Here is a 22,234-nt window from a genome sequence, read left to right as displayed (position 1 = left end):
AATCTACTTATAAATATTTTTTATTAAAACTAACGCGTTTGACTATAAGAAGTTTGACAGTTTATAATGACCCGCATAAGATCTTTCTACATATTTAAATAGCCTATTAGGAGGAAAAGTCATGCGTGGACATGAAATTTTAAATAACCCGTTTTTAAATAAAGGGACTGCCTTTACTATGGAAGAACGTAAAGAACTTGGCTTGCTAGGTATTTTGCCACCTTACGTTCAAACAATCGAAGAACAAGCTGAACAAGCTTACCAACACTTCTTGCGTAAACCATCAAATCTTGAAAAACGTCATTTCTTGATGGAAATCTTCAACACTAACCGTACACTTTTCTACTACCTATTCAACCAACACATCGTTGAATTTAACCCAATTGTGTACGATCCAGTTATCGCTGAAACAATCGAAGAATACAGTGAATTGTACGTTGACCCACAATACGCTGCATACCTTGATATTAACCACCCAGAAAACATTGAAGAAACTTTGCGCAATGCTGCTGGTGACCGTGACATCCGTTTGATCGTTGTAACAGATGCTGAAGGTATCCTTGGTATTGGTGACTGGGGTGTCCAAGGTGTGGATATCTCTGTTGGTAAATTGATGATCTACACAGCTGCAGCTGGTATCGACCCTGCTTCAGTTATGCCACTTGTTATTGATGCTGGTACAAACCGTAAAGAACTTTTGGAAAATCCAATGTATCTTGGTAACCGCCACGAACGTGTCACTGGTGACCAATACTACGAATTTATCGACAAATTTGTTCAAACAGCAGAAAACATGTTCCCTAAATTGTACCTTCACTGGGAAGATTTCGGTCGTTCAAATGCTGCTAACATTCTTAACAAATACAAAAAAGAAATTCCAACATTTAACGATGACATCCAAGGTACTGGTATCGTTGTTCTTGGTGGTATCTTCGGTGCTATGGACATCACTGGTGAAAAACTAACTGACCAAGTTTACCTATGCTACGGTGGTGGTTCTGCTGGTGCTGGTATTGCTGACCGCGTTCACGCTGAAATGGTTTCAGAAGGTTTGACTCCAGAAGAAGCTTACAAACACTTCTTCATGATTGACAAACAAGGTCTTCTTTTCGATGACATGGAAGATTTGACACCTGCTCAAAAACCATTTGCTAAAAAACGTGAAGACTTCGCTGACTGCGGTGACATGACTAGCCTTCTTAACGTTATTAAAACAGTTAAACCAACAATCTTGGTTGGTACATCAACTGATGCTGGTGCCTTCACTAAAGAAGTGGTTGAAGCAATGTGTGAAAACACTGAACGCCCAGTTATCTTCCCAATCTCTAACCCAACTAAGAAATTAGAAGCTACAGCAGAGCAAGTTATTGAATGGTCAGACGGTAAAGCATTTGTTGCGACTGGTGTACCTTCAGGTACAGTAAGCTACAAAGGTGTTGATTACCAAATTGGTCAAGCAAATAACGCTTTGATCTACCCAGGTCTTGGTCTTGGTATGTTGGCATCTGAAGCTTCACTTCTTACAGATGAAATGATTGGTGCGGCTGCTCACTCACTTAGCGGTCTTGTAGATCCAGGTCAACCAGGTGCACCTGTTCTTCCACCATTCCAATACGTTGCTGAAGTTTCTATCAAAGTTGCAGAAGCAGTTGCTAAAAAAGCTCAAGAACAAGGTTTGGCTCAAGCTGAAGAAAAAGATATGGCTAAAGCTGTTCGCGACCTTAAATGGTATCCAAAATATTAATTTAGGAGGATAACCATTCGTATGAAAAAATTAAAAGATATTAAAATTGCAGGTCTTTCTCTACCGCTTTATACGGCTCTGGTTATCATTTTAGCTGTTGTTATTGCTATGGGAAAATTGCCACTGAACATGGTGGGAATTACCTTTATGTTAGTTGTTTTAGGTCACCTCTTTTATTTCCTTGGTGAGAGATTGCCGTTTTGGAATACTTACCTTGGTGGTGGCTCAGTATTTACCCTACTCGTAGCAGCAGTGCTTGCTGCAACAGGTCTTGTACCAAAATCTGTTGTTGAAGCAACATCAAGCTTTATGAGTGACTGGGGATTCTTAGATTTTTACATTGCTGCTTTAATCTGTGGTTCTATTTTGGGAATGAACCGCAAACTTTTGGTGAAAGCTTCTGCTAAATTCATTCCTGTTGCTCTTTTATCTATGGTTGTCGGATTCTTTGCAACAGGTGCTGTAGGTGCCCTTCTTGGTCAGGGCTTTGGTCACTCTGTCATGTATATCTCCTTTGCACAAATGGCAGGTGGTATGGGAGCAGGGATTGTTCCTTTATCAAAAATCTACGCAGCAGGACTTCACACAGATGCCTCAAACGTCTTGTCACAATTAGCCCCAGCTACAACACTTGGTAACATTTTTGCCATTATTGGAGCTATCGTGATTGCGCGTGGCTTTGCTAAAACAAAATTCAACGGACACGGTGTGCTTATCCCTGTGGATAAAGATGATTTGAAAAAATCAACTGCACCACTTGACCCAACTAAGGTTGGTGTCGGAATGATGCTTGCTTTTGCCCTTTTCCTTGTTGGTGTCATTTTAAATGTCCTTGTACCAAAAGTGCATAGCTATGCCTTTATGATTATCATTGTCTTTATTCTAAAAGCTCTTGATATCGTGCCTAAAGAGTTAGAAGAAGCAGTTGTCATGTTTAACCGTGTTGTTATGGTGAATTTGACACATGCCGTTCTTGCAGGTATCGGACTTGCTATGATTGATTTGTCATCACTTGCACAAGCCATGACATGGCAATTTGTCCTTATCAGCCTAACATCAGTGGTATCAATGGGACTTGCTAGCTGGATTTTAGGTCAAGTGCTTGGCATGTATCCAGTTGAGACAGCTATCGGAGCTGGTATGATTAACAATTCAATGGGTGGTACTGGTAACATTGCTGTGCTTTCTGCGGCAGATCGCATGGAAATGATTGCCTTTGCCCAAATGGCAAACCGACTTGGCGGTGCAATCGTCCTCATCCTTGGAGGAATCCTAATCCAATTTTTACATTAATTCAACACTTTACTCCTTAAAATGTATTGAATACCCTTTAAAATTTGTGTTTACTCTGAAAAAATAGACAATATTATTACACAGAACCCCCTAGCTTGCTCACCACAGGCTAGGGGGTTATTTTTATGATAAATATTTATTTTCTTTTTGTGATTTTAGCCAAAGTGTAATAGCTAGTGCAAGTAGATAGAGTAGGATAAAGACAATAAGAGTACTTGTGTATGATTTGGTTGCTGAGTATGTAACAGCAAGCAGCATTGGACCTGCTAGCGCAGCCATTCCCCAAGCTGTTAAAATATAGCCGTGCATGGTTGCTAGCTCTTTAGCACCGAAAATATCGCTAAGATATGGTGGAATGAGTGAGAAGCCAGCTCCGTAACAAGTCATGAGCACAGCCATGGCAATGGTGAACAATGCTGGCGCGTGAAGGAACATGAGCGATACAGTCATGAGTATATTAACAACAAATAAAATAAGGAAGGTCATCGGACGACCGATATAGTCTGACAAGCTAGCCCAGAGCAATCTTCCAAAGCCATTGAAAATTCCCATAAGCCCAACGATAATGGCAGCTTGGTTGGCAGTCATGCCAGCTACATCTTGTGCCATAGGTGAGACAACAGAGATTAAGGCAAGCCCACAAGAAATGTTGATGAAGAGAATTAGCCAGAGCAGGTAAAATTCAACCGTTTTTAAGGCTTTTTTAGCTCCAATACCTTGACTTAATTGCTTATGACTGTCGTCAGTATCCTGTTCACTGTAGGATGGAAATTTGAGAAACTGTGAGACGATAAGCATGACCAGAAAATAAGCTCCCCCTAACAGGTAAAAGGTGTTGATAACATCATATTTGGTGATTAAAAAATGCGCAATTGGACTGGTTAAAAGAGAGGCAAAGCCAAATCCCATGATAGCTAGCCCAGTTGCCAGCCCTCGTTTATCAGGAAACCACTTGATAATCATTGATACGGGTGTGACATAGCCCGTACCCAGCCCGATACCGCCAAGGACACCATAACCAAGATAAAGCAGAAAGATACTATGCTGGGCAATAGCAAAGCCTGTCAGGATGTTTCCAGAAGCATATAAGATAGCAGAAATGGTACCAGTAACACGAGGTCCAAATTTTTCCACAACTTGCCCCATAAATGCAGCCGACATGCCCAAACAGAAAATGGCAAGCGAAAAAGCAAAGGCAATCGCTGATTGATTCCAGCCAGTCTCAGCAATAATAGGATTACGATAAACACTCCAAGCGTAGGTAGAGCCTAGCATTAAATGCAAGATAACACCACAACTTGCGATGACATAACGATTGTTGGTAGACATTACTTCTCCTTTTTGCGAATGTTAAGACACAATATTTTAAATAATGTTAGGATATTATTGTATATTATTTTTGATTATAAGTAAAACAGTATTTTCGTTGCACAAAAGCGAATGATAAAAAGGAGGTAATTAAGAACGTTCAGAGTTTTATAATTTGGTCAAATAAAGCTCTATTTTCATCGTATAAGTGGTGAGTAATCATGATGACAGTGAGTTCGTTTGTTTGTAGTAGCTTTCTTTCAATATCAATAGCAGTTAGCTTATCAAGATTAGATACCGCTTCGTCCATAATGACAATTGGCTTATTACCGAGTAATTCTCTAGCAATAGCAATTCTGGCAGCTTGACCTCCAGATAAATCATCTTGGAAAGTAGTATCTAAGCCTTTGCCGATAAACTTATCCACATGTGCAAAAGTTAAAACCTCTTTAAAAAAATTCTTATCCACAGAACGACCAAGCGTGAGGTTAGTACGTAATGTATCTTTAAAAAGATGAGCTTTCTGCGGAATTAAAGCAAAAATATTTTGTAAACTTTCTAGTGATATTTCTTGATAGTTATGGCTATCTAAATAAATGTCACCGTCATAATCTGTTAATTCTCCAGTTAAAATACGAATGAGTGTTGACTTCCCTGCACCTGAGCTGCCAATAAGGGCAACTTTTTCGCCTTTTGAAATTGTAAAGTCGGGAAAGGTAATTTGTTTTCCATTATCGAAACGGAGACTTAACCGATGACAAGTGATGTTTTGGTTAAAATCTGTTAGACTAATAGTTCTTTTGGTTGAAATTGTTTTAGGGTATTTATCAATTAGTTTAGTAGTTGCTTTATATGTGACGATATTGTATGCAGCTCCTCTAGTGTAATTAAATAGGCAGCTAGTTAGATTAGCAATTGAAAAGATAACCCCCGTAGTGATTTCACCCTTGATAACTAAATAACCTGTTGCAATGAAGATTATAACTTGTGCGATAATACTTGACATCATGGAAAGGGAATTAGCGCTACTTGATTCTCTAGTTAGCGTGACTTTAGATTTGATAAGTTTACTAAAATCAGTTAAAATACGATTTTTAAAAAAGTCGGTTTGATTATTGTGATAGAAGATTTCAAAGCCCTCTAGGTAGTCACTTGTTCTATTTAATGCTTGATTAGAGGTATTGGATACTTCTTCGGTTCTTAGAGCGATTTTTCCCTCAAAAACTTTAGGAATAAAATAAACGAAGGTTGTCATTATAATACTGACGATGAGTAATAACCAGTGGAAATAGATAATGGCAAAAGCATTTAAAGCGACTGTTACAATACTTTCAATAGCATCATAAAATTGTTTGAATCCATTATCTTTTAAAAGATTCATATCATTAATCAACCATGAGTTGTATTCAGATTTGGTGTGATGGTTATTGCCAGAATAAGTGTTAACAATTAAGGAATTTAGTAAATCATCTCGTATGAAATTCACTTCTTTTTGGCAGAGTTTTTCTTTCAGACTATCTTTCCAAATTTGTAGGAGGCTGTAGCCAGCCCAACAAAGAACATCAATGCAAGACCAAAAAATAAATTGGTTCCAATTGCTTTTTATTAAGGCATCAAGCATCCATGTTAAAGACAGTGAACTCATAACATTAGTTGCAACCCAAAACACAATAACAATAAGTAAAATGAGATTTTCTTTTTTTAATTTCCACAAGTAAGATAGCATAACCAAGATTTCCTCTTTTGTTGAATATACCTTTATTATAAAGAATTATCGTCACAAAGCAAACGATTGCATAAGAATATTTTTGTTGAATATTATATCTAACTTTCCCTGATTTTCCTGGCACTTGCTTTGGTGTCTTTTGTGGTGTGTGTTATAATAAAAGCATGGAAATTTTCGATACACACACGCATCTTAACGCTGATGATTTTGCTGGTCGTGAAGCAGAAGAATTAGCCCTCGCTAAAGAAATGGGCGTTACTCGACACAATGTCGTCGGCTTTGATGCACCAACCATTAAACGAGCTATTGAATTAGCAGAAGAATACCCAGAAATTTATGCTACAATCGGTTGGCACCCAACTGAAGCTGGCTCTTATAATCAAGATGTTGAAGATATGATTGTTGCCAACTTATCACATCCAAAGGTGATTGGTCTTGGTGAGATTGGATTAGACTATTATTGGATGGAAGATCCAAAAGAAGTTCAAATTGAGGTCTTTAAACGTCAAATTCAACTATCAAAAGAGCATAATTTACCATTTATTGTCCACACACGCGACGCTATGGAAGATACTTACAAAGTGATTAAAGAAGTCGGTGTAGGGGCACGCGGTGGTATTATCCATTCATTTTCAGGCTCTTTGGAAATGGCAGAGCGTTTTATCGAGCTTGGCATGATGATTTCATTTTCAGGTGTTGTGACCTTTAAAAAAGCTCTTGATGTTCAAGAAGCTGCGCAAAAATTACCGCTTGATAAGATTCTAGTTGAAACGGATGCGCCTTATCTTGCCCCAGTTCCAAAACGTGGTCGTGAAAACCGCACCGCTTATACTCGCTATGTTGTAGATAAAATTGCTGAACTTCGTGGATTAACAAGCGAAGAAGTGGCAAAAGCAACATCAGACAATGCAAAGAGGTTATTTAACTGTGACTGAAAAAATTAAAATCCAAGAAGTCTTAGTCGTTGAAGGGAAAGACGATACTGCAAATTTACGTCGCTTTTACGACGTGGACACTTACGAAACACGCGGTTCAGCTATCAACGATGACGACCTTGAACGCATCGAAAAATTAAATAATCTTCGTGGTGTTATCGTCTTTACTGACCCTGATTACAATGGCGAACGCATTCGTAAAATCATCATGAATGCTATTCCAAACGTCAAACATGCCTTTTTAAATCGTGGTGAAGCCGTTCCAAAATCAAAAAGTAAAGGCCGTTCACTTGGTGTCGAACATGCCAGCTTTGAAGATTTACAAAAGGCTCTTAAAGGTGTTTTAGGGAACTTTGATGATGACAACCAATTTGACATCACAAAAGCTGATTTGATGCGCATGGGGCTGTTAATGGGTGGCGATAGCCGCAAACGCCGTGAATACCTCGGAGAAGAACTCCGTATTGGCTACAGCAACGGCAAACAACTCCTTAAACGCTTAGAACTCTTTGGCATCACTCTGGCTGAAGTCGAAGAAGCAATGGAGACATACGAAGGATGAAAAAAGTCGCACTCTTGCGAGGTGTCACACCAGTTGGTCAAAATCGGATTCCTAAAATGACTTATCTTGTTGAGATTTTGACAGAAGCAGGGCTTGAAAACGTCAAGACTTATATTCAAAGTGGCAATATTGTTTTTGAGACGGATTTAGCTGATGATGCTATTTGCACCTTGATTCATGATACGATTAAGGAAAAAATCGGAGCTGATTTATCTGTTGTTCTTAAAGAGCAACCGCAGCTTACAACGGCAATTATTGAAAATCCCTTTGATGAAAGCTATGACGCTTCATGTGTTCACCTTGTTTTTACAAATGACCAGTTTTCGCAGGATAAGTTAGCTGACCTGTTAGAAACTGACTTTGGTGATGAGATCTTGCGAGCAGGAAGTGAATGCCTCTATCTCTATTTACCAAGAGAAGCCAAGAAAAAACGACTGAATACCAATTATTTAGAAAAACAATTACACATCACAGCTACCATGCGAAAGCTCAGAAGTGTTTCACGTTTAAGCCAGATGTGATACAATAGTAACTTGCATTGACAGAAACGAAAGGAATGACAAAACCTTATTCTGGGGATAACTTGTGGATAAGGTAGTTAAATAAATTATGAGAATTGCTGATTATAGTGTGACGCGTGCTGTCCTTGAGCGTCATGGATTTACCTTTAAAAAATCATTTGGACAGAACTTTTTGACAGATACTAACATTCTACAAAAAATTGTGGATACTGCTGAGATTGATAAGAATGTCAACGTTATCGAAATTGGTCCTGGTATCGGTGCTTTGACAGAATTTTTGGCTGAAAATGCTGCTGAAGTTATGGCGTTTGAAATTGACGACCGTTTGATTCCGATTTTGGCTGATACGCTTCGCGATTTTGACAATGTCAAAGTCATCAATGAAGATATCTTGAAATCAGACCTTCAAAGCCGTATCAAAGAATTTGCTAACCCAGACCTTCCAATCAAGGTCGTAGCAAACCTTCCTTACTACATCACAACACCAATCTTGATGCACTTGATTGAATCAAAAATTCCATTTGCAGAATTTGTCGTGATGATGCAAAAAGAAGTGGCGGACCGTATCTCAGCAGAACCAAATACCAAAGCTTACGGTTCACTTTCAATTGCGGTGCAATACTACATGACAGCAAAAGTTGCTTTCATCGTGCCACGTACGGTATTTGTGCCAGCACCAAATGTTGACTCAGCTATTTTGAAAATGACTCGCCGTGAAGAACCACTTGTTAAAGTCAAAGACGAAGACTTCTTCTTCCGCGTTGCGAAAATCAGTTTTGTTCACCGTCGTAAAACACTTTGGAACAATTTGACAAGTCACTTCGGAAAAGCAGAGGAAACAAAAGCCAAACTTGAAAAAGCACTTGAAATTGCAGAAATCAAGCCATCTATTCGAGGCGAAGCTCTTTCAATTGCAGACTTTGCAAAATTAGCTGACGCTTTAAAAGAAGTCGGATTATAAATCAAAAACCAGCTCATAGAGCTGGTTTTTTAGTTTAAATATGATTAATGAAATTCATTACCGTTGAAGCAATATCGTGCCATTGTTGCAGTGTCATAAAGTGATAAATCAATGTGAAATACATTTTCTCCTAAACTCCCTTGTTAATAATTAACATTTCTATTATGCCATAAAATCTTGTTTATAAACGCGAAAGTCATAAACGGTCAAAATTCAGTCGCGAATGGTAAAAAATTCAAAAAACTTACCGTTTACGACGAAAAAACGACCGTTTACGACATTGGCGGTTATTTTGCGAAAATTCTGATAAAATGAATCTTGTCAATCGCGATGACAAAAATAACTTGGGAGATATTTACATGAATACAAAAGCGTTTCAACAATTTGACACAATGACAACTGAAGCCCTTGTGCGTGTTGAAGGTGGAAATCAGGTGTTTGCTGGAGGAGGCGGTAAATTAAAACCTGATCAACCTTGGTGGACGAAAGTTGATTGGTGTTCAATCACAAGTGGCGTTAATGGAGGAATGATTGTTTGTTGAATCATCTTTTTTTAGATGATGATAGAGGAAAACGAGTTTTTTTCCTGGCTTTTCCTCTTATTTTTTATGTCATCTTTTTTTACTTTTTTCCTAGATTATTAAAAAAAGTATTTATCACATATGCTACCAACGATTTTCAAAAAATCATTTTTTTATGTGCTTATTTCACTTTTGTGTTTTTGTTAATGGTTGTATATCTGAATAAACGAGAAGGGAAAAGTTTTTTTAAACTAAGTTTCAAGCGTCATTATATTGGGATAATTATTTTATTGTCTTTGGAAAACATTGTTCTTTCTGTTGTTCTTGCTTATTATTTGCCATTGCCAATGAACCAGCAATTACTGAATAATAGCAGGTTAGGTGCATCAGAGAGTAGTCTACTTGTGAAGCTTTTGTGGGGAGGCGTGATTACTCTTATAAATGAAGAACTATTTTATCGCGGTATTTTGATGACAACTTATTTTAATAATTCACGTTACTACCTAGATATTTTAGTATCTACTGTTTGTTTTGCGTCTATCCATGTTATCTGGTCAGCGTGGTCGTGGTTAGATTTTGTTCAATATATTCCTGCGAGACTTTCTTTAGGTGTGACTTTTAGGTGGACAAAATCAATTTATTATCCAATATTACTGCATGCTTTGGTAAATTATCTTCCAAGAATTATTTTGGTTTTACTAAATTAAATATAAAATTTGATTTCTAAAAAGGAGTATTTATGATAGAAAAAGTAAAGAACTTATTTGCTCCAAAACTGTTGGCAATATTTTTTATCTATTATCATCTATTTGGATTAAAGTTTGTAATGTTTACTATTTTAGAGCGATTTGATTTACCATTAACGGAATATCATTACCCTCTTCTTAATATTTTTACCATCCTATTTATTATTGTACTGGTGATATACCTAAGACGAAGAAGACCAGAAATATTTCAAATAAGACCACTAAAACCTTTAGATTATTTAGTAACTTTGCTTGCTTTTGGGGTGATATACGCTTACTTCAGTAATCTTTTATTTGTTGGTGGAGATATAAAAAATGATTTATTATTTTTCCGTGATTCCCCATTGGCGTTTTTGGTCGCATTACAACCCTTTATTATCGGACCAATCCTAGAAGAGTTAGTTTATCGTGGTGTTTTGATGACTAGCTTTTTTGAGAAATCAAAGTTTTACTTAGATTGCTTACTATCTGCTGTAATGTTCTCAGTAGCTCATCTATCTTCTTATGGTTTGAGTTTAGAGGTATTTAAAAACTATGCTTTTCTTGGTTTAATTTTAGCGATTCTTTTTAGAAAAACACGGTCAATCTATCCATCAATTCTTGTTCACATGGCGTGGAATATTTATCTTAGCTGGCATCTGATTACATTTATTTTCTTTGAAAGGTAGTAAAAATCATGAAAAAATTACCGTTTACGACGAAAAAACGACCGTTTACGACATTTACGTTTATTTGGCAAAATTTCTGATACAATAAAATATGTCAGTCACATGACACGTCATTTCCAGGAGATTTAATGACAAAAGGACTTTAATCGCAGTGTTGCTAAGAAAGTCGTTGCAATGAAAGGGAAATCTTAGCTACTTGCGATACATGGGAGAAACCTATCTTTGAAAATTCATCATCTATAAGATGATACAAAGAGAAAGTAGGCTATAAAGCTTACTTTTTTTATTGATGCGTACGCTTCGGTTGTAACAGTGAAAATATTTTTGGAAAAATACGGTTGGATTCTATCTATTATTGTAGTTACAGCTATATGGGGCAAGATATGTTATTCTGCTAATTTTGAAGTTTACTAAATTTAAAGGAAAATAACTAAGAATATTTTATAAAAAACCAGCTAATTTAGCTGGCTTTTCTTATTGAAAATCTTTTAAGAGTTTATCTTTGTAGTAGTTAAAGAATGTTTTTTTGCCGATAACACTGATGGTCTTGCCTTGTAAACCATATTTTAAATGAGTACTATCTTTTTTATCGACGTCTGCTCTTGCAGTGATTTCAAAGAAATTCCCGTCTTTAGTCTGGGTAGCAGAGTTTGCGATTTTATTGATTTTTCCTTCGATATTAATGGTCTGGTTGCTAATCTTTTCAAGAGTCAGACGCACAGTCTGTCCTTTTTTGAGTTGGCTTACATGAGTGGAGTCAACGTAATATCGAATAGCAATTTGTTGAGTTTTACTAATATCAGGGTAGATTTCTGCAATTTGACTTCCTTGTGGAAGAAGAGTCTTCCCTTCAAATTCACTAGAAACATGTAAAATTCCATCTTCCTTAGCTTTTAAGATAGTATCAGATTTTGAAAGGCTTGTTTGGTCAAGTTGAGATTGTAGGCTTTCTTTTTCTTGTGTTACCTGAGCTAATTGTGTTTCAGTTTGGGTTAATTCTTGCTGACGAAGACTCTCAATTTGGCTGCTGGCGCTAGTATCATAACTTCCTGTTGAAAAGTTTGAAGCTGCTTGAGTCTGTAAACTTGAAATAGATGAATTAATGTTATCAATTTGCCCTTGAAGGTCTGCTAAAAACTGATTTTTAAGATTTTCTTTGCTGCTGGCATCATTACCAGTAAGAGCTTGACTTTGACTTAAGTAGCTATTGAGAGTTGTTGTGTAAGGATTGGCACCAGAAATACCTGTCTGATTGCTCTGAATGGCATCTTTAACTTCTTGATATTGGCTGGCTTGCGTTTGAAGTTCACCGATTTGTTTGTTCACTGCAGCATTTGCTCGGCTAACACCAGCTTCTTGTTTGGCAACAGAGTCGTTAGCTTGGGCAACCTGGGCTGTGATGGTTTTACTTTGGCTAAGAAAACCATCAATAGTTGCAGCGCAACCAAATTCATCCTCACCTGTGAAAAGATTTTTTCCTTGGTTAAGACTTTCTTTCAAGGTATTCAAATCATTTTGTTTACGCTCATCACGCTCGATTTGAGTCTGGATAGCTTTTAATTGATTGTCTTCCATTTTGTCGGAGTATTTAACGAGCAAATCTCCTTTTTTGACCACTTTATTTTCTAAAAGTTGATTATCAATTACGGTGTTGTTACTTGTTGACTGTACGACGTCGATGATTTTTGTAGGACGAAGACTGCCAACAGAGGTCACGGTGATTTCTTTTCTTCCTATTAAAGAGAACAATATTAAAAAAATCAAGAAAGTTGTCATTGGAAGAACCAGAAGTGTTGCGAAATTATGATAACGTCTGTGATAAAATTCAGCCGATTGAAATAATTTAGGATTCATGATTCCTCCTTAATGTTGAAATAGCTGAGCATAAAAGCCTTGATTTTTCATAAGTTGCTTGTGATGTCCTTCTTCAACGATTTTCCCCTTATCAAGCACCAATACACGGTCTGATTGTTCTGCGATGCTCAAACGATGGGCTACGAAGATAATAGTTTTGTCGGACAGAGATAGTAAATTGTGGATAACTCGTTTTTCAGTTAGCACATCAAGTCCACTTGTTGCTTCATCTAAAATCAAAACAGGAGCTTTGGTGAGTAGAGCGCGTGCAATAGCAAGACGTTGCTTCTGACCACCTGATAAACCAGCTCCGTCTGAAAGTTCAGTGTGATAAGCCATCGGCATCGCTTCGATGTCTGATCGAATTTCTGCAATTTCACAAGCTTTGATAATATCTTCCTGTGTGATATTGTCAGAAGCTCCCAAGGTTAGATTTTCTAAAATGCTTCCTGAGAAGACATAAGATTGCTGAGGCAAATAGTTGATATGTTGTCGAAGGATTTTTTTATCAATGGTTTTATAATCATAACCACCTAGGGTGATGTTTCCTTGGTTTGGACTGTAAAAATTAACCATCATTTTTGCAAGGGTGGTTTTACCTGAGCCGCTAACGCCGACTAGGCTAACTTTTTCACCTTCTGTAATAGAGAGATTAATATGGCTTAGTGTATCACGTCCAAAGCCGTATTTATAAGAAACATCATCAAAGACAAGGTCACCTTTGAGAAAGTCTTTGTTGTTAAAGGCTTCTTTATTGTCAAATTCAGAAGAGACGAGATAGACTTCGTTAAGTCGATTATTGGCAACTTTAGCTGACTGCAACTTAGTCTGTAAATTAATAATATTTTCCATCGGATTTGTGAAGTAAGATAAGAGAGTGTTGTAGGTAATCAACTGCCCAACAGAAATTTTCCCTGTCATAACTAGATGTGAACCGTACCAAAGAATAGCGACGTTTAAAATCAGCTGTGCTCCCTGTTTTAATGACGTTTGGATTGCTTCATATTTACTAAGAGTGAAACTTTTGTCCAAATAACCAACAAATTCACTATCGATATTGCGATAGCGAGTTTCTTCACTAGTGAGTGACTTGATGGTTTCAATTCCGTTGATATCTTCAATAATAGCAGAGCTGACCATGGAATTTGCTTGCATGACGTCATGGTTCATACGCTCAAACGGCTTCATAAAAGCAAAGATGATAATGGCATAGATTGGAAGAGCAACTAGAGTGAGAAAGAATAATTTAGCATTCTGCAGAATCAAAACACTTCCAACGATAATTAAAATACTGACATCTAAAAAGATAGAAAGAATAGTTGAAGCAAGCGCGTCGATAATAGAATTGGCGTCGGTAAATCGTGAAATAACCTCCCCAGTTCGTCTTGTCGCAAAAAACGACATGGGCAGTTCAAAAATATGACGGATATAAGATAAAATCACATCGATAGTCAAGCGTTGACTAAGAACAACCAGTAAGTATTGTTGTGAAAAGTTCATGATTTGTTGCATGATATAAGTGACAACCAGACCAATGGAAACAATGTTGAGTGTAGATTGCAGCTGGTTTGGAATGTACTCATCTAAAATGCCTTGCAGGTAGTAAGAACCAACAATATTGATAATCGTTACTAGTAAGCTAGCAAGAACGATGTATGTTAAGAGGGCTTTTTGCTTGAAGATAATCGGCAAAAAACTACTCAAACCATTTTTCTTATCTTTGTGCGGTTTATATGTAGGAGCTGGCGCTAGAAAGATGGCAACACCAGTCCATTCCTTGGCAAAATCAGCTTTAGCCATTTTTATCACACCGACGCTTGGGTCGGGGTCACCGATGATTAAAGAATCTTTTTTGGCTTTGTAGACGACATAGTAATGTTGTAACTTGCCTTGCTTATTGACATGGACGATACAGGGATAAGGAATATCTGGCATTTCAAAAAGTTCCATATTTGCCTGAATGGCGCGTGTTTCAAAACCAATTTTCTTTGCCGCTTCGACGATTCCAAGAGCAGTTGTGCCTTCTTTACTAGTCTTAGCCAATTCTCTCAAGTGAGCAAGCGAAAAGTGCGAGCCATAGTGTTTAGCGACCGAAGCAAGAGCAGCCACTCCACAATCTCTCATATCAATCTGACTAACGTATTTATATCTCCACATAAAACCATTCCTTCTAAAACAGAGTCAAAAGATATTATGCCACAAAATGAGTTATCGTGAACACAAATGTCGTAAACGGTTAAAATTCAGTCGCGAATGGTAAAAAATTTTTTGAAAAATTACCGTTTACGATGAAAAAACAACCGTTTACGACATTTACGTTTATAAGCAAAATTTTATGCTAAACTAAGAATTGTCAGTTGCAACGGCAAAATTATTTTTGGGAGGTATTCAAATGAATACAAAAACTTTTGAACAATTTGATGTAATGACAGAGATTCAGCTTGCTGCAGTTGAAGGCGGGGGTATGGAATGGATTGGAGATGTATTGGGTGCTATAGGTAATGCTGCACATCCTGTTAACCCTGATCAAGTGGTAGCTCAATTAAATGGAAAGTATCCACGTCGTGGTCCTGTACATTATTGTGCTCCTGGAGGAACAGGTGGAACACCTAATGCTTGTAATTAATGAGGAATGATATTATTTTAAAGAGAATCTAGAATTTTTTAGAAAAAGAAATATGGTATGTAATTATGAAAGCATTATATAATGGTCGACTGTCTGACGTATGGGAAATAAGTAAGACGAATGTTCAACCAGTATGGGTTCAGCAAGCTTTTAAACAAAACTATTTGAGATGGAATGATGATAAATTAGTAATTTCTATGAGTGGAATAAATCCGTCTATGAAGTTTAATTTAAAAATCAGTTTGTTTAGTTACCCTGGTTACGCCTCTTACCCTGTGGGATATATCGGGGATTTTTTAGATATTACTAACCATCGTGTTGTATCAAAAAAGCAATTTTATAAACATTATCAAATTATTGAGGAAGATTCTCTATAATTATCATTTATATCTAAAACTATAGGTTAAAGCAGCACTATTAATTAGAGCTGCTTTAATTATTTGATTAAATGGTGCTAATGTATTTTATTAAATTGGAAAGCATAAAATACTGGTTGAGAGTCGAGCTTTGTATGTTTTGGTTTCAACCAGTTATATCTATCAGCTTTTCTTTTAAAAGGAGACTTTATGAAAAAGAGTATTTTAAAATCAACAATCTTACTATCTGCAAGTATTTTATCAATGGCAACTGTTTCTGTCTTTGCTGATGATGAGCTTGTGCCTACAACTGCAGTGACAGAAGTTGCTAATCATTCTGTAGGAAATTCAGTTGAGCAGTCAAATGATGTTCAAGAGGCACAATCGAGTGCAACTAATTTAGAAGTATCAGATGAGGCAGAAGAGTCTGAAGTTACTATTCCACAGTATGAAGAAAACATCTCGGATTTTAATCAAGTTTCAATCACGGATGTATACTCTATGTTTAAAGAAGATGGCAAAGAGCACGTGATTTATATTGGACGTCCAACTTGTTATTATTGCCGTCAATTTTCTTCAGAGTTAAAGGATTTTAATATTCTTTTGAATAATCGTCTGGAATATTATGATACAGACAGTCAGGATTTCGATGAAGCTGCCGCGAATTTCTTGTTTAAAACAGTTGGCATTCCAGGAACACCTACCATTATTCGTTTGCAAAATGGTCAAATTGTAAGTGCATGGATTGGTGGCGGTATTTCTGGGCAAGAACTTTATGATTATCTCTTTAATGGGAAAATTCCAACAGTAATGAAAGGAAAATAATCTTAAAAATTTTTAACTAAATCAAGAAACTGCCTGTTTTGTGAAACTTTAGAATTAAAACAAATTGCATAGAAATAATGGTACAAAATTATTTGTAGTGATTTTGAAAGTTGCTAGTTTATGGTGCGTTGTATTTTATTGATAGAAATCATCGTCAGATGTATCATAGGTTTTCGGTAGTGTTTTTTTAGTTACTTTGCTATCTTTTTTTCGACGCTAAAAATAAATCTGATAGAGTTTGAATTTTTTGTACTTGGATCCTAATTGTGATATTCTTGTCATTTTTATAAAATTTTTCTATAATGAGTGCGTTACTGTTTTTTAGGTAAAGAAAATTATTTAGGGAGAGATTTATGTTAGATATTTTTATCCTTGAGGATAATATCACGCAACAATTTCGTATTGAGCGACAGATAGAGGCAATTATGAGAAAAAATAATTGGGCTTATCAGCACTTGGAAGCTTTTGCGGTATCTAAGGATATTATTGCAAGAGTATCTAAAGAAGATAGTCATCAGATTTTTTTTCTTGATTTAGAAATTAAAGGGGATGAAAAGCAAGGAATTGACGTGGCAAGAGCCATCCGTGAAAAGGATTCGACAGCTATTATTGTTTTTGTAACGACACATTTTGAATTTATGCTTTTAACTTATCATTCATTGGTTGGTGCGATTGATTTCATTGATAAAAATTTAAATGATGCAGCTTTTGAACAACGTTTAGAGTTATGCTTGAAGGAAGCTCTTAAGCATCAAAAAGGAAATTTAGGTGAGAATTCTTACCTTTTTGAAACTGCCAAAGCGAGAATTCGTGTATCTTATGATGATATTTTATATTTTGAAACATCGCCAACCGTCCACCGAGTGATTTTACACACAAAAACAGGTCAAACTGAATTTTACGGAACGATTGCGGAGGTTGCCAAATCAGATGAACGTCTGTTCAAATGTCACCGCTCTTTTGTGATTAATGTTAATAATGTCACTGAATTTGATAAAAGCACCCGAACAGCTTATTTCGAAAACGGCTCTTACTGCCAAGTCTCAAGAGACAAAGTCAAAAAACTGATGACAGAAATGAGGTGATGGGATGGTAAAAGCAATTTTAATTTTTTATGCTTCACAACTTACTTATTATCCTGTTATCATGACAATTTTTGCGAATGTAAGAGGAGAAAAACTAAACTTACGGGAAATTATAACAATATCATTGTCATTTTTTGTTATTGATATTACACCGTTTCCTACCATTATAGGGAGAATCCTAATATTATTTTTAATATCTTATTTTAGTAGAAAAGATTTGCCGCTATCTTTGCATATGTTTAATGGTAGTTTCCCGTGGGTTATTGATAGCATTATTATTAGAACTATTGGTTTTTGTATTCTTCCAATCTTTGGGTTAGATTATATTGACGTAAGTAAAAATAATCTATTGTATGTTATTGTACAATTTTCTGTATTATTGGTTTATCTTTTAATTATCAAAATATCAAAAATCAATTTTCAAACTTTTGTTGAGATTAGTGAAATTAAATCATTGCGTAAAAAGATGTTTTTTACAGATGTGACGATGATTTTTTACTATGTGGTGATTGAAACTTTAACTGCAGTAGAATTTCTGGGAAATTTTTCAACATTGATCTATCGACAATGGCTAGTAGTCATTTACTTTGCTTTCTTTATCTTAATGTTATTTTATATGAATCATTCTTACCAAAATAGACTTGAAAAAGAGATTGCTAGTGCTCGTGAGCAAGAATTAAGATATTTATCAGCTTATAGTAAGAAAGTTGAGGGGCTATATGAGGAGTTACGCGCCTTTCGTCATGATTATGCGAATATCTTGGTCAGCTTAAAAGAGGGAATTGATCAAGATGATATGGGGATAGTCCGAAAAATCTACGATTCTGTTCTAGAGGAGTCGGCGGATTTTATTCAAAATAGTAAATTTAATATTAGTCGTCTAGCCAATATCAAAGACGATGCTATAAAAAGTCTCTTATCTGCTAAATTTTTAGAAGCAGAAGCCAATCATATTGAGGTTAATTTAGAGGTTAAAGACAAGATTGGAGTACCGGATATTCCACTACTAGATTACATTCGCTTGTTGGCTATTTTGTGTGATAATGCCATCGAAGCAGCGCTTGAAGCAGAAAATCCAGCTATTACGATTGCTTGTTTTTATCAAGATGATGACTATGTGCTAATTGTAGATAATACGACTAAGGAAGAAAGTGTCCCAGTTAATTTGATTTATCAAAAAGATTATTCAAGTAAAGGACATGGACGAGGTATTGGTCTGACAACGATTCATCAGATGATGCGAAAATATTCCAATCTTTCTGTTCAAACAAATAGTAAAAATTACCATTTTAGCCAAACTATTCGTATTAAAAAAGCATTCGACTAAAAGTCGAATGCTTTTTGGATTACATGTGATTTTTAGTTTTATTAAAAACTTTAAACCAATCAACAACACCAGTAAGTAGAGGAATACTATCTCCTCCAACTGTCTTCTCCAAATCAGAATCAGTCAATTCTTTGACTGATTCTGACATTTTCCATTCTGTCATAACTGTTTTACCTCCAGTCGAAGATTATTTTATCAGAAAAATGCTTTAATAGCTTCTTGATGTCCTAAGAGGTTAAAAAACATTCCTAAAATGTCGATTTTTTGTGTATATTGAAAAATACCAGTTTATGATTAAGGTGTTTTTTAATACAATTTCTTTTATAATAGAGATTGTTGATTTTTAGATAATCAAGAGAATGGTTTAAGTAGGGAGAGATTTATGGTAGGTATATTTATTCTTGAGAAGAATACCACGCAAGGATTTCGTGTAGAACATCAATTTGAAATGATTTTGAGCAAAATGAGGTGATGGGATGATAAATGCATATTTAATTGATTATATTTTGGAAGCATTCTATTACCCTGTTATTATGATAATCTATGCAAATGTTAGAGGAGCTAAGTTAAAGCTATGGGAAATCATAGTAATTTCATTATCATTTCTAATTATTGATTTTACCTGGTTTTATACGATTATTTTGAGATTTTGTATTTTGGCTTATTTGTCCTATGAGAGGGACAAGGAGCTTCCTTTATCATTGCATATTTTTTACGCTAGTTTTCCGTGGGTTACAGAAAGTGTTTTTAAGAGGTTAGTGGGATTCTTCATACTTCCTATTTTTGGTTTAGAATATACGGCTTTGGATAATAAACTCATCTATATTGTTGTTGAAGCTTCAGCTGTTTTTCTCTATTTTACTTTATTGAAACTATCAAAAATTAATTTTCAAACTTTTATTGAATTGAGTGAGATAAAGAACCTACGAAAAAAGCTTGTTTTCACAGATATAACAATGATGTTTTATTATGTCCTGATAGAATTTTTAACAGGTATGGAAGTCTATGGCGGTGTTAATAATTTAATCTATCGACAATGGCTAGTAGTTATTTACTTCATCTTCTTTATCTTAATGCTATTTTACATGAACCGTTCTTATCAAAATAGACTTGAAAAAGAGATTGCTAGCGCCCGTGAGCAAGAATTAAGATATTTATCAGCTTACAGTAAGAAGGTTGAAGGTTTGTATGAAGAGTTACGTGCCTTTCGTCATGATTATGCTAATATTTTGGTCAGCTTAAAAGAGGGAATTGATCGAAAGGATATCGGAATGATTCAGAAAATCTATGAATCCGTTCTGGAGGACTCGTCTGGTTTTATTCAAAGTAGCAAGTTTAATATTGGGCGTCTGGCGAATATCAAGGATGATGCCATAAAAAGTCTTTTGTCAGCTAAATTTTTAGAAGCTGAGGCCAATCATATTGAAGTTGATTTGGAAGTAAAGGAAAAAATCGGGGCGCCTGATATTCCACTGTTAGATTACATTCGTTTATTGGCTATTTTGTGTGATAATGCCATCGAAGCGGCATTGGAAGCAGAGCATCCTGCGATAACCATTGCATGTTTTTACCAAGATGATGACTATGTGTTAATTGTAGATAATACGACTAAAGAGGAGCGAGTTCCTGTTGATTTGATTTATCAAAAAGATTATTCAAGTAAAGGACATGGTCGAGGTATTGGTCTTACAACGATTCATCAGATGATGCGAAAATATCCAAATCTCACGGTTGAAACGGATAGTGTAGCTCATCATTTCTGTCAGACGATACGTATTAAAAATACGCTAAACTAGAGATTGTAATAATGAGAAGACTGAATCTTACGGGATTCGGTCTTTTTGTTTTATGATGAGTAAATTTCTGAAATGTCGATTTTTACCGTTTACGACGAAAAAACGACTGTTTGCGACTTGCTCCGTTTTAGTGATGAAAAAAGGGTATAATATAGCTGAAAAATGAAAAAGAAAATCAGAACATCTAGCTTGGTAACAAGTGGATTTTTGGCCCTACATTAAAACTAGAAAGAATGAGATATGCTTAAGACGTTATTTTCAAAATACAAAATTACCATTACAGTCATCGGATTTGCTTTATTAATCATCGCTTATCCTGTCATTTTTGAACATGTCTATTCAACTGGGCGAAATTTTGGCCGAAGTCTAGTAAATGCTTTAATGCCATAGGAGGAAATTGTTATGGGAAAATTAGTCAAGGAAGATTTGTTAAATGACGTTTATAACCTTGTTTTATCTGTTGATATCAAAGAAGAAGAGCGTCAAGTTTTACTGAAGTTTAAAAATACAGTCGAAAATGGCAAAGATTTTGACAAAGCTGTTGTGAGTCTTGCTTCTGATTTACGCCAGATTGGCATTGCAAATGTTTCTAAAAAAGAAAAAATGTCTTCAAGTGTCAACGACTTTTACAAAAAAATCTCTAGTCATGGATTGTTTGAAGGAAATCTTGCGCGTGGATTAGCTGCAACTGGGGTTATTTTTCATTGAAATTGAGTGGGAAAAGGAGAATTTTAGATGGCAAAATTAAAATGGTTTTCAGGTGGAAAAGAAAGAAGAGAGGAAGCTATCCGAATTATTGAGGAGTTGCTTCTTGATTTACAAACAAATGATTCTGCTACAAGTGTGAAAAAAACATTGACACATTATCTTAATGAATTTAAAACAAACGGAACATCATTTCCTTTTCTTATGAATCGCATGAGTTTAGAATTAACAGATACCGTTTTACACAGCAATGTTCACTTCACTCCTGAACAATCTGAAAAATTAAAAGAACTTAGAAAATTAATGGAGATTAGAATCTTCTAGTTAACATCGAATACTACAAACAAAAAGGCTTCACAGCCTTTTTATTTTTTATAAAAATAAGTATATCCAATATTCTTCCAACATGATACAATTAAAAAAGTCACAATTTTTAAGATTAAAATCTTTAGATAGTAAATAATAAATGAGAATAGGGAGAAGTAAGTGAGCATTTTAGCTGAGTGTCTAGCCTTTTTAGCAAACTTGTTGAGTCTAATAATATTTGGAATTCTATTTCAAGAAATCACCAAAAATAAATTGAGTGTGATCGAATGGGTGATGTATGGAGTAGTGTTTCATCTATGTTTAAGTACCTTCAATGTATTAACTCTTCATTTTTCGAAGATGTTAATG

General features: G+C 35.6%; 23 protein-coding genes. 18 read left to right on the top strand and 5 right to left on the bottom strand.

What is annotated here, in order from left to right:
• Positions 1 to 121: 121 nt before the first annotated feature.
• Both ACN0NP_RS03870 and ACN0NP_RS03865 read left to right on the top strand, forming a co-directional pair.
• Positions 122 to 1,744, top strand: coding sequence for a malolactic enzyme (locus ACN0NP_RS03870; protein ID WP_004233312.1), 1,623 nt, complete (start codon positions 122 to 124; stop codon positions 1,742 to 1,744).
• 21 nt (positions 1,745 to 1,765) lie between these two features.
• The gene (locus ACN0NP_RS03865; protein WP_423217596.1) at positions 1,766 to 3,037 is read left to right on the top strand and encodes a 2-hydroxycarboxylate transporter family protein; all 1,272 of its coding nucleotides are present in this window, start codon (positions 1,766 to 1,768) and stop codon (positions 3,035 to 3,037) included.
• A 123-nt stretch (positions 3,038 to 3,160) separates the two neighbouring features.
• Here ACN0NP_RS03865 and ACN0NP_RS03860 read toward each other — a convergent pair whose 3' ends face one another.
• Both ACN0NP_RS03860 and ACN0NP_RS03855 read right to left on the bottom strand, forming a co-directional pair.
• The gene (locus tag ACN0NP_RS03860) at positions 3,161 to 4,366 is read right to left on the bottom strand and encodes an L-lactate MFS transporter (RefSeq protein ID WP_423217595.1); all 1,206 of its coding nucleotides are present in this window, start codon (positions 4,364 to 4,366) and stop codon (positions 3,161 to 3,163) included.
• A 139-nt stretch (positions 4,367 to 4,505) separates the two neighbouring features.
• Entirely contained in the window at positions 4,506 to 6,059 is a 1,554-nt protein-coding gene (locus ACN0NP_RS03855; RefSeq protein WP_234791868.1) for an ATP-binding cassette domain-containing protein, read from the bottom strand.
• A 176-nt stretch (positions 6,060 to 6,235) separates the two neighbouring features.
• On the opposite strand from ACN0NP_RS03855, the gene ACN0NP_RS03850 reads away from it, so the two are divergent.
• The 7 genes from ACN0NP_RS03850 to ACN0NP_RS03820 all read left to right on the top strand — a co-directional run bounded on the left by ACN0NP_RS03850 (position 6,236) and on the right by ACN0NP_RS03820 (position 10,985).
• The gene (locus ACN0NP_RS03850) at positions 6,236 to 7,006 is read left to right on the top strand and encodes a TatD family hydrolase (protein WP_423217594.1); all 771 of its coding nucleotides are present in this window, start codon (positions 6,236 to 6,238) and stop codon (positions 7,004 to 7,006) included.
• Positions 6,999 to 7,568 (top strand): ribonuclease M5, encoded by a 570-nt coding sequence (rnmV, locus tag ACN0NP_RS03845; RefSeq protein WP_205396819.1) that lies wholly within the window; start codon positions 6,999 to 7,001, stop codon positions 7,566 to 7,568. Before ACN0NP_RS03850 ends, rnmV begins: the two co-directional genes overlap by 8 nt.
• Entirely contained in the window at positions 7,565 to 8,089 is a 525-nt protein-coding gene (locus ACN0NP_RS03840; RefSeq protein WP_423217593.1) for a DUF1697 domain-containing protein, read from the top strand. Before rnmV ends, ACN0NP_RS03840 begins: the two co-directional genes overlap by 4 nt.
• Before the next feature lie 88 nt (positions 8,090 to 8,177).
• Entirely contained in the window at positions 8,178 to 9,050 is an 873-nt protein-coding gene (gene rsmA, locus ACN0NP_RS03835; RefSeq protein WP_021143191.1) for a 16S rRNA (adenine(1518)-N(6)/adenine(1519)-N(6))-dimethyltransferase RsmA, read from the top strand.
• Between the two features lie 359 nt (positions 9,051 to 9,409).
• Positions 9,410 to 9,592 carry a bacteriocin gene (locus tag ACN0NP_RS03830; protein WP_423217592.1) on the top strand — a complete coding sequence of 61 codons (183 nt, stop codon included), beginning with the start codon at positions 9,410 to 9,412 and terminating at the stop codon, positions 9,590 to 9,592.
• Entirely contained in the window at positions 9,586 to 10,278 is a 693-nt protein-coding gene (locus ACN0NP_RS03825) for a CPBP family intramembrane glutamic endopeptidase (protein ID WP_423217591.1), read from the top strand. The genes ACN0NP_RS03830 and ACN0NP_RS03825 overlap by 7 nt, the downstream gene beginning before the upstream one ends.
• Positions 10,279 to 10,310: 32 nt before the next feature.
• Positions 10,311 to 10,985 (top strand): lysostaphin resistance A-like protein, encoded by a 675-nt coding sequence (locus tag ACN0NP_RS03820; protein ID WP_423217590.1) that lies wholly within the window; start codon positions 10,311 to 10,313, stop codon positions 10,983 to 10,985.
• A 474-nt stretch (positions 10,986 to 11,459) separates the two neighbouring features.
• On the opposite strand, the gene ACN0NP_RS03815 is transcribed toward ACN0NP_RS03820, so the two are convergent.
• Together ACN0NP_RS03815 and ACN0NP_RS03810 are read right to left on the bottom strand one after the other, a co-directional pair.
• Positions 11,460 to 12,839: a bacteriocin secretion accessory protein gene (locus ACN0NP_RS03815; RefSeq protein ID WP_423217589.1), complete on the bottom strand. Its 1,380-nt coding sequence runs from the start codon at positions 12,837 to 12,839 to the stop codon at positions 11,460 to 11,462.
• Positions 12,840 to 12,848: 9 nt separating this feature from the next.
• Complete coding sequence (locus tag ACN0NP_RS03810; protein WP_423217588.1) at positions 12,849 to 14,996, bottom strand: peptide cleavage/export ABC transporter; 2,148 nt, start codon at positions 14,994 to 14,996, stop codon at positions 12,849 to 12,851.
• A gap of 235 nt (positions 14,997 to 15,231) precedes the next feature.
• Between ACN0NP_RS03810 and ACN0NP_RS03805 the strand changes: the two genes are divergently transcribed.
• The 5 genes from ACN0NP_RS03805 to ACN0NP_RS03785 all read left to right on the top strand — a co-directional run bounded on the left by ACN0NP_RS03805 (position 15,232) and on the right by ACN0NP_RS03785 (position 19,058).
• Entirely contained in the window at positions 15,232 to 15,465 is a 234-nt protein-coding gene (locus tag ACN0NP_RS03805; protein WP_061408663.1) for a ComC/BlpC family leader-containing pheromone/bacteriocin, read from the top strand.
• 65 nt (positions 15,466 to 15,530) lie between these two features.
• Positions 15,531 to 15,842 (top strand): hypothetical protein, encoded by a 312-nt coding sequence (locus ACN0NP_RS03800; RefSeq protein ID WP_061408660.1) that lies wholly within the window; start codon positions 15,531 to 15,533, stop codon positions 15,840 to 15,842.
• 189 nt (positions 15,843 to 16,031) lie between these two features.
• The gene (locus ACN0NP_RS03795; protein ID WP_423217587.1) at positions 16,032 to 16,646 is read left to right on the top strand and encodes a thioredoxin fold domain-containing protein; all 615 of its coding nucleotides are present in this window, start codon (positions 16,032 to 16,034) and stop codon (positions 16,644 to 16,646) included.
• A gap of 353 nt (positions 16,647 to 16,999) precedes the next feature.
• Positions 17,000 to 17,731, top strand: coding sequence for a response regulator transcription factor (locus ACN0NP_RS03790; RefSeq protein WP_423217586.1), 732 nt, complete (start codon positions 17,000 to 17,002; stop codon positions 17,729 to 17,731).
• Positions 17,732 to 17,735: 4 nt separating this feature from the next.
• Positions 17,736 to 19,058, top strand: coding sequence for a sensor histidine kinase (locus tag ACN0NP_RS03785; protein WP_423217585.1), 1,323 nt, complete (start codon positions 17,736 to 17,738; stop codon positions 19,056 to 19,058).
• Positions 19,059 to 19,077: 19 nt separating this feature from the next.
• Here the strand turns inward: ACN0NP_RS03785 and ACN0NP_RS03780 are convergent, their stop codons facing one another.
• Entirely contained in the window at positions 19,078 to 19,221 is a 144-nt protein-coding gene (locus ACN0NP_RS03780; protein WP_423217584.1) for a hypothetical protein, read from the bottom strand.
• Between the two features lie 313 nt (positions 19,222 to 19,534).
• Between ACN0NP_RS03780 and ACN0NP_RS03775 the strand changes: the two genes are divergently transcribed.
• The 4 genes from ACN0NP_RS03775 to ACN0NP_RS03760 all read left to right on the top strand — a co-directional run bounded on the left by ACN0NP_RS03775 (position 19,535) and on the right by ACN0NP_RS03760 (position 21,883).
• Positions 19,535 to 20,854 (top strand): sensor histidine kinase, encoded by a 1,320-nt coding sequence (locus ACN0NP_RS03775; RefSeq protein WP_423217583.1) that lies wholly within the window; start codon positions 19,535 to 19,537, stop codon positions 20,852 to 20,854.
• A 240-nt stretch (positions 20,855 to 21,094) separates the two neighbouring features.
• A complete protein-coding gene (locus ACN0NP_RS03770; protein ID WP_423217582.1) occupies positions 21,095 to 21,244 on the top strand; it encodes a bacteriocin in 150 nt (49 codons plus the stop codon).
• Positions 21,245 to 21,256: 12 nt separating this feature from the next.
• Positions 21,257 to 21,562, top strand: a complete 306-nt coding sequence (locus tag ACN0NP_RS03765; protein ID WP_074626912.1) for a bacteriocin immunity protein — start codon at positions 21,257 to 21,259, stop codon at positions 21,560 to 21,562.
• Positions 21,563 to 21,589: 27 nt separating this feature from the next.
• Complete coding sequence (locus tag ACN0NP_RS03760) at positions 21,590 to 21,883, top strand: bacteriocin immunity protein (RefSeq protein WP_411049593.1); 294 nt, start codon at positions 21,590 to 21,592, stop codon at positions 21,881 to 21,883.
• Positions 21,884 to 22,234 lie beyond the last annotated feature (351 nt).

The sequence above is a fragment of the Streptococcus equinus genome, from assembly GCF_049393805.1.
Classification (GTDB): Bacteria; Bacillota; Bacilli; order Lactobacillales; family Streptococcaceae; genus Streptococcus; species Streptococcus equinus.
This window is presented reverse-complemented; position numbering and strand designations above follow the sequence as displayed.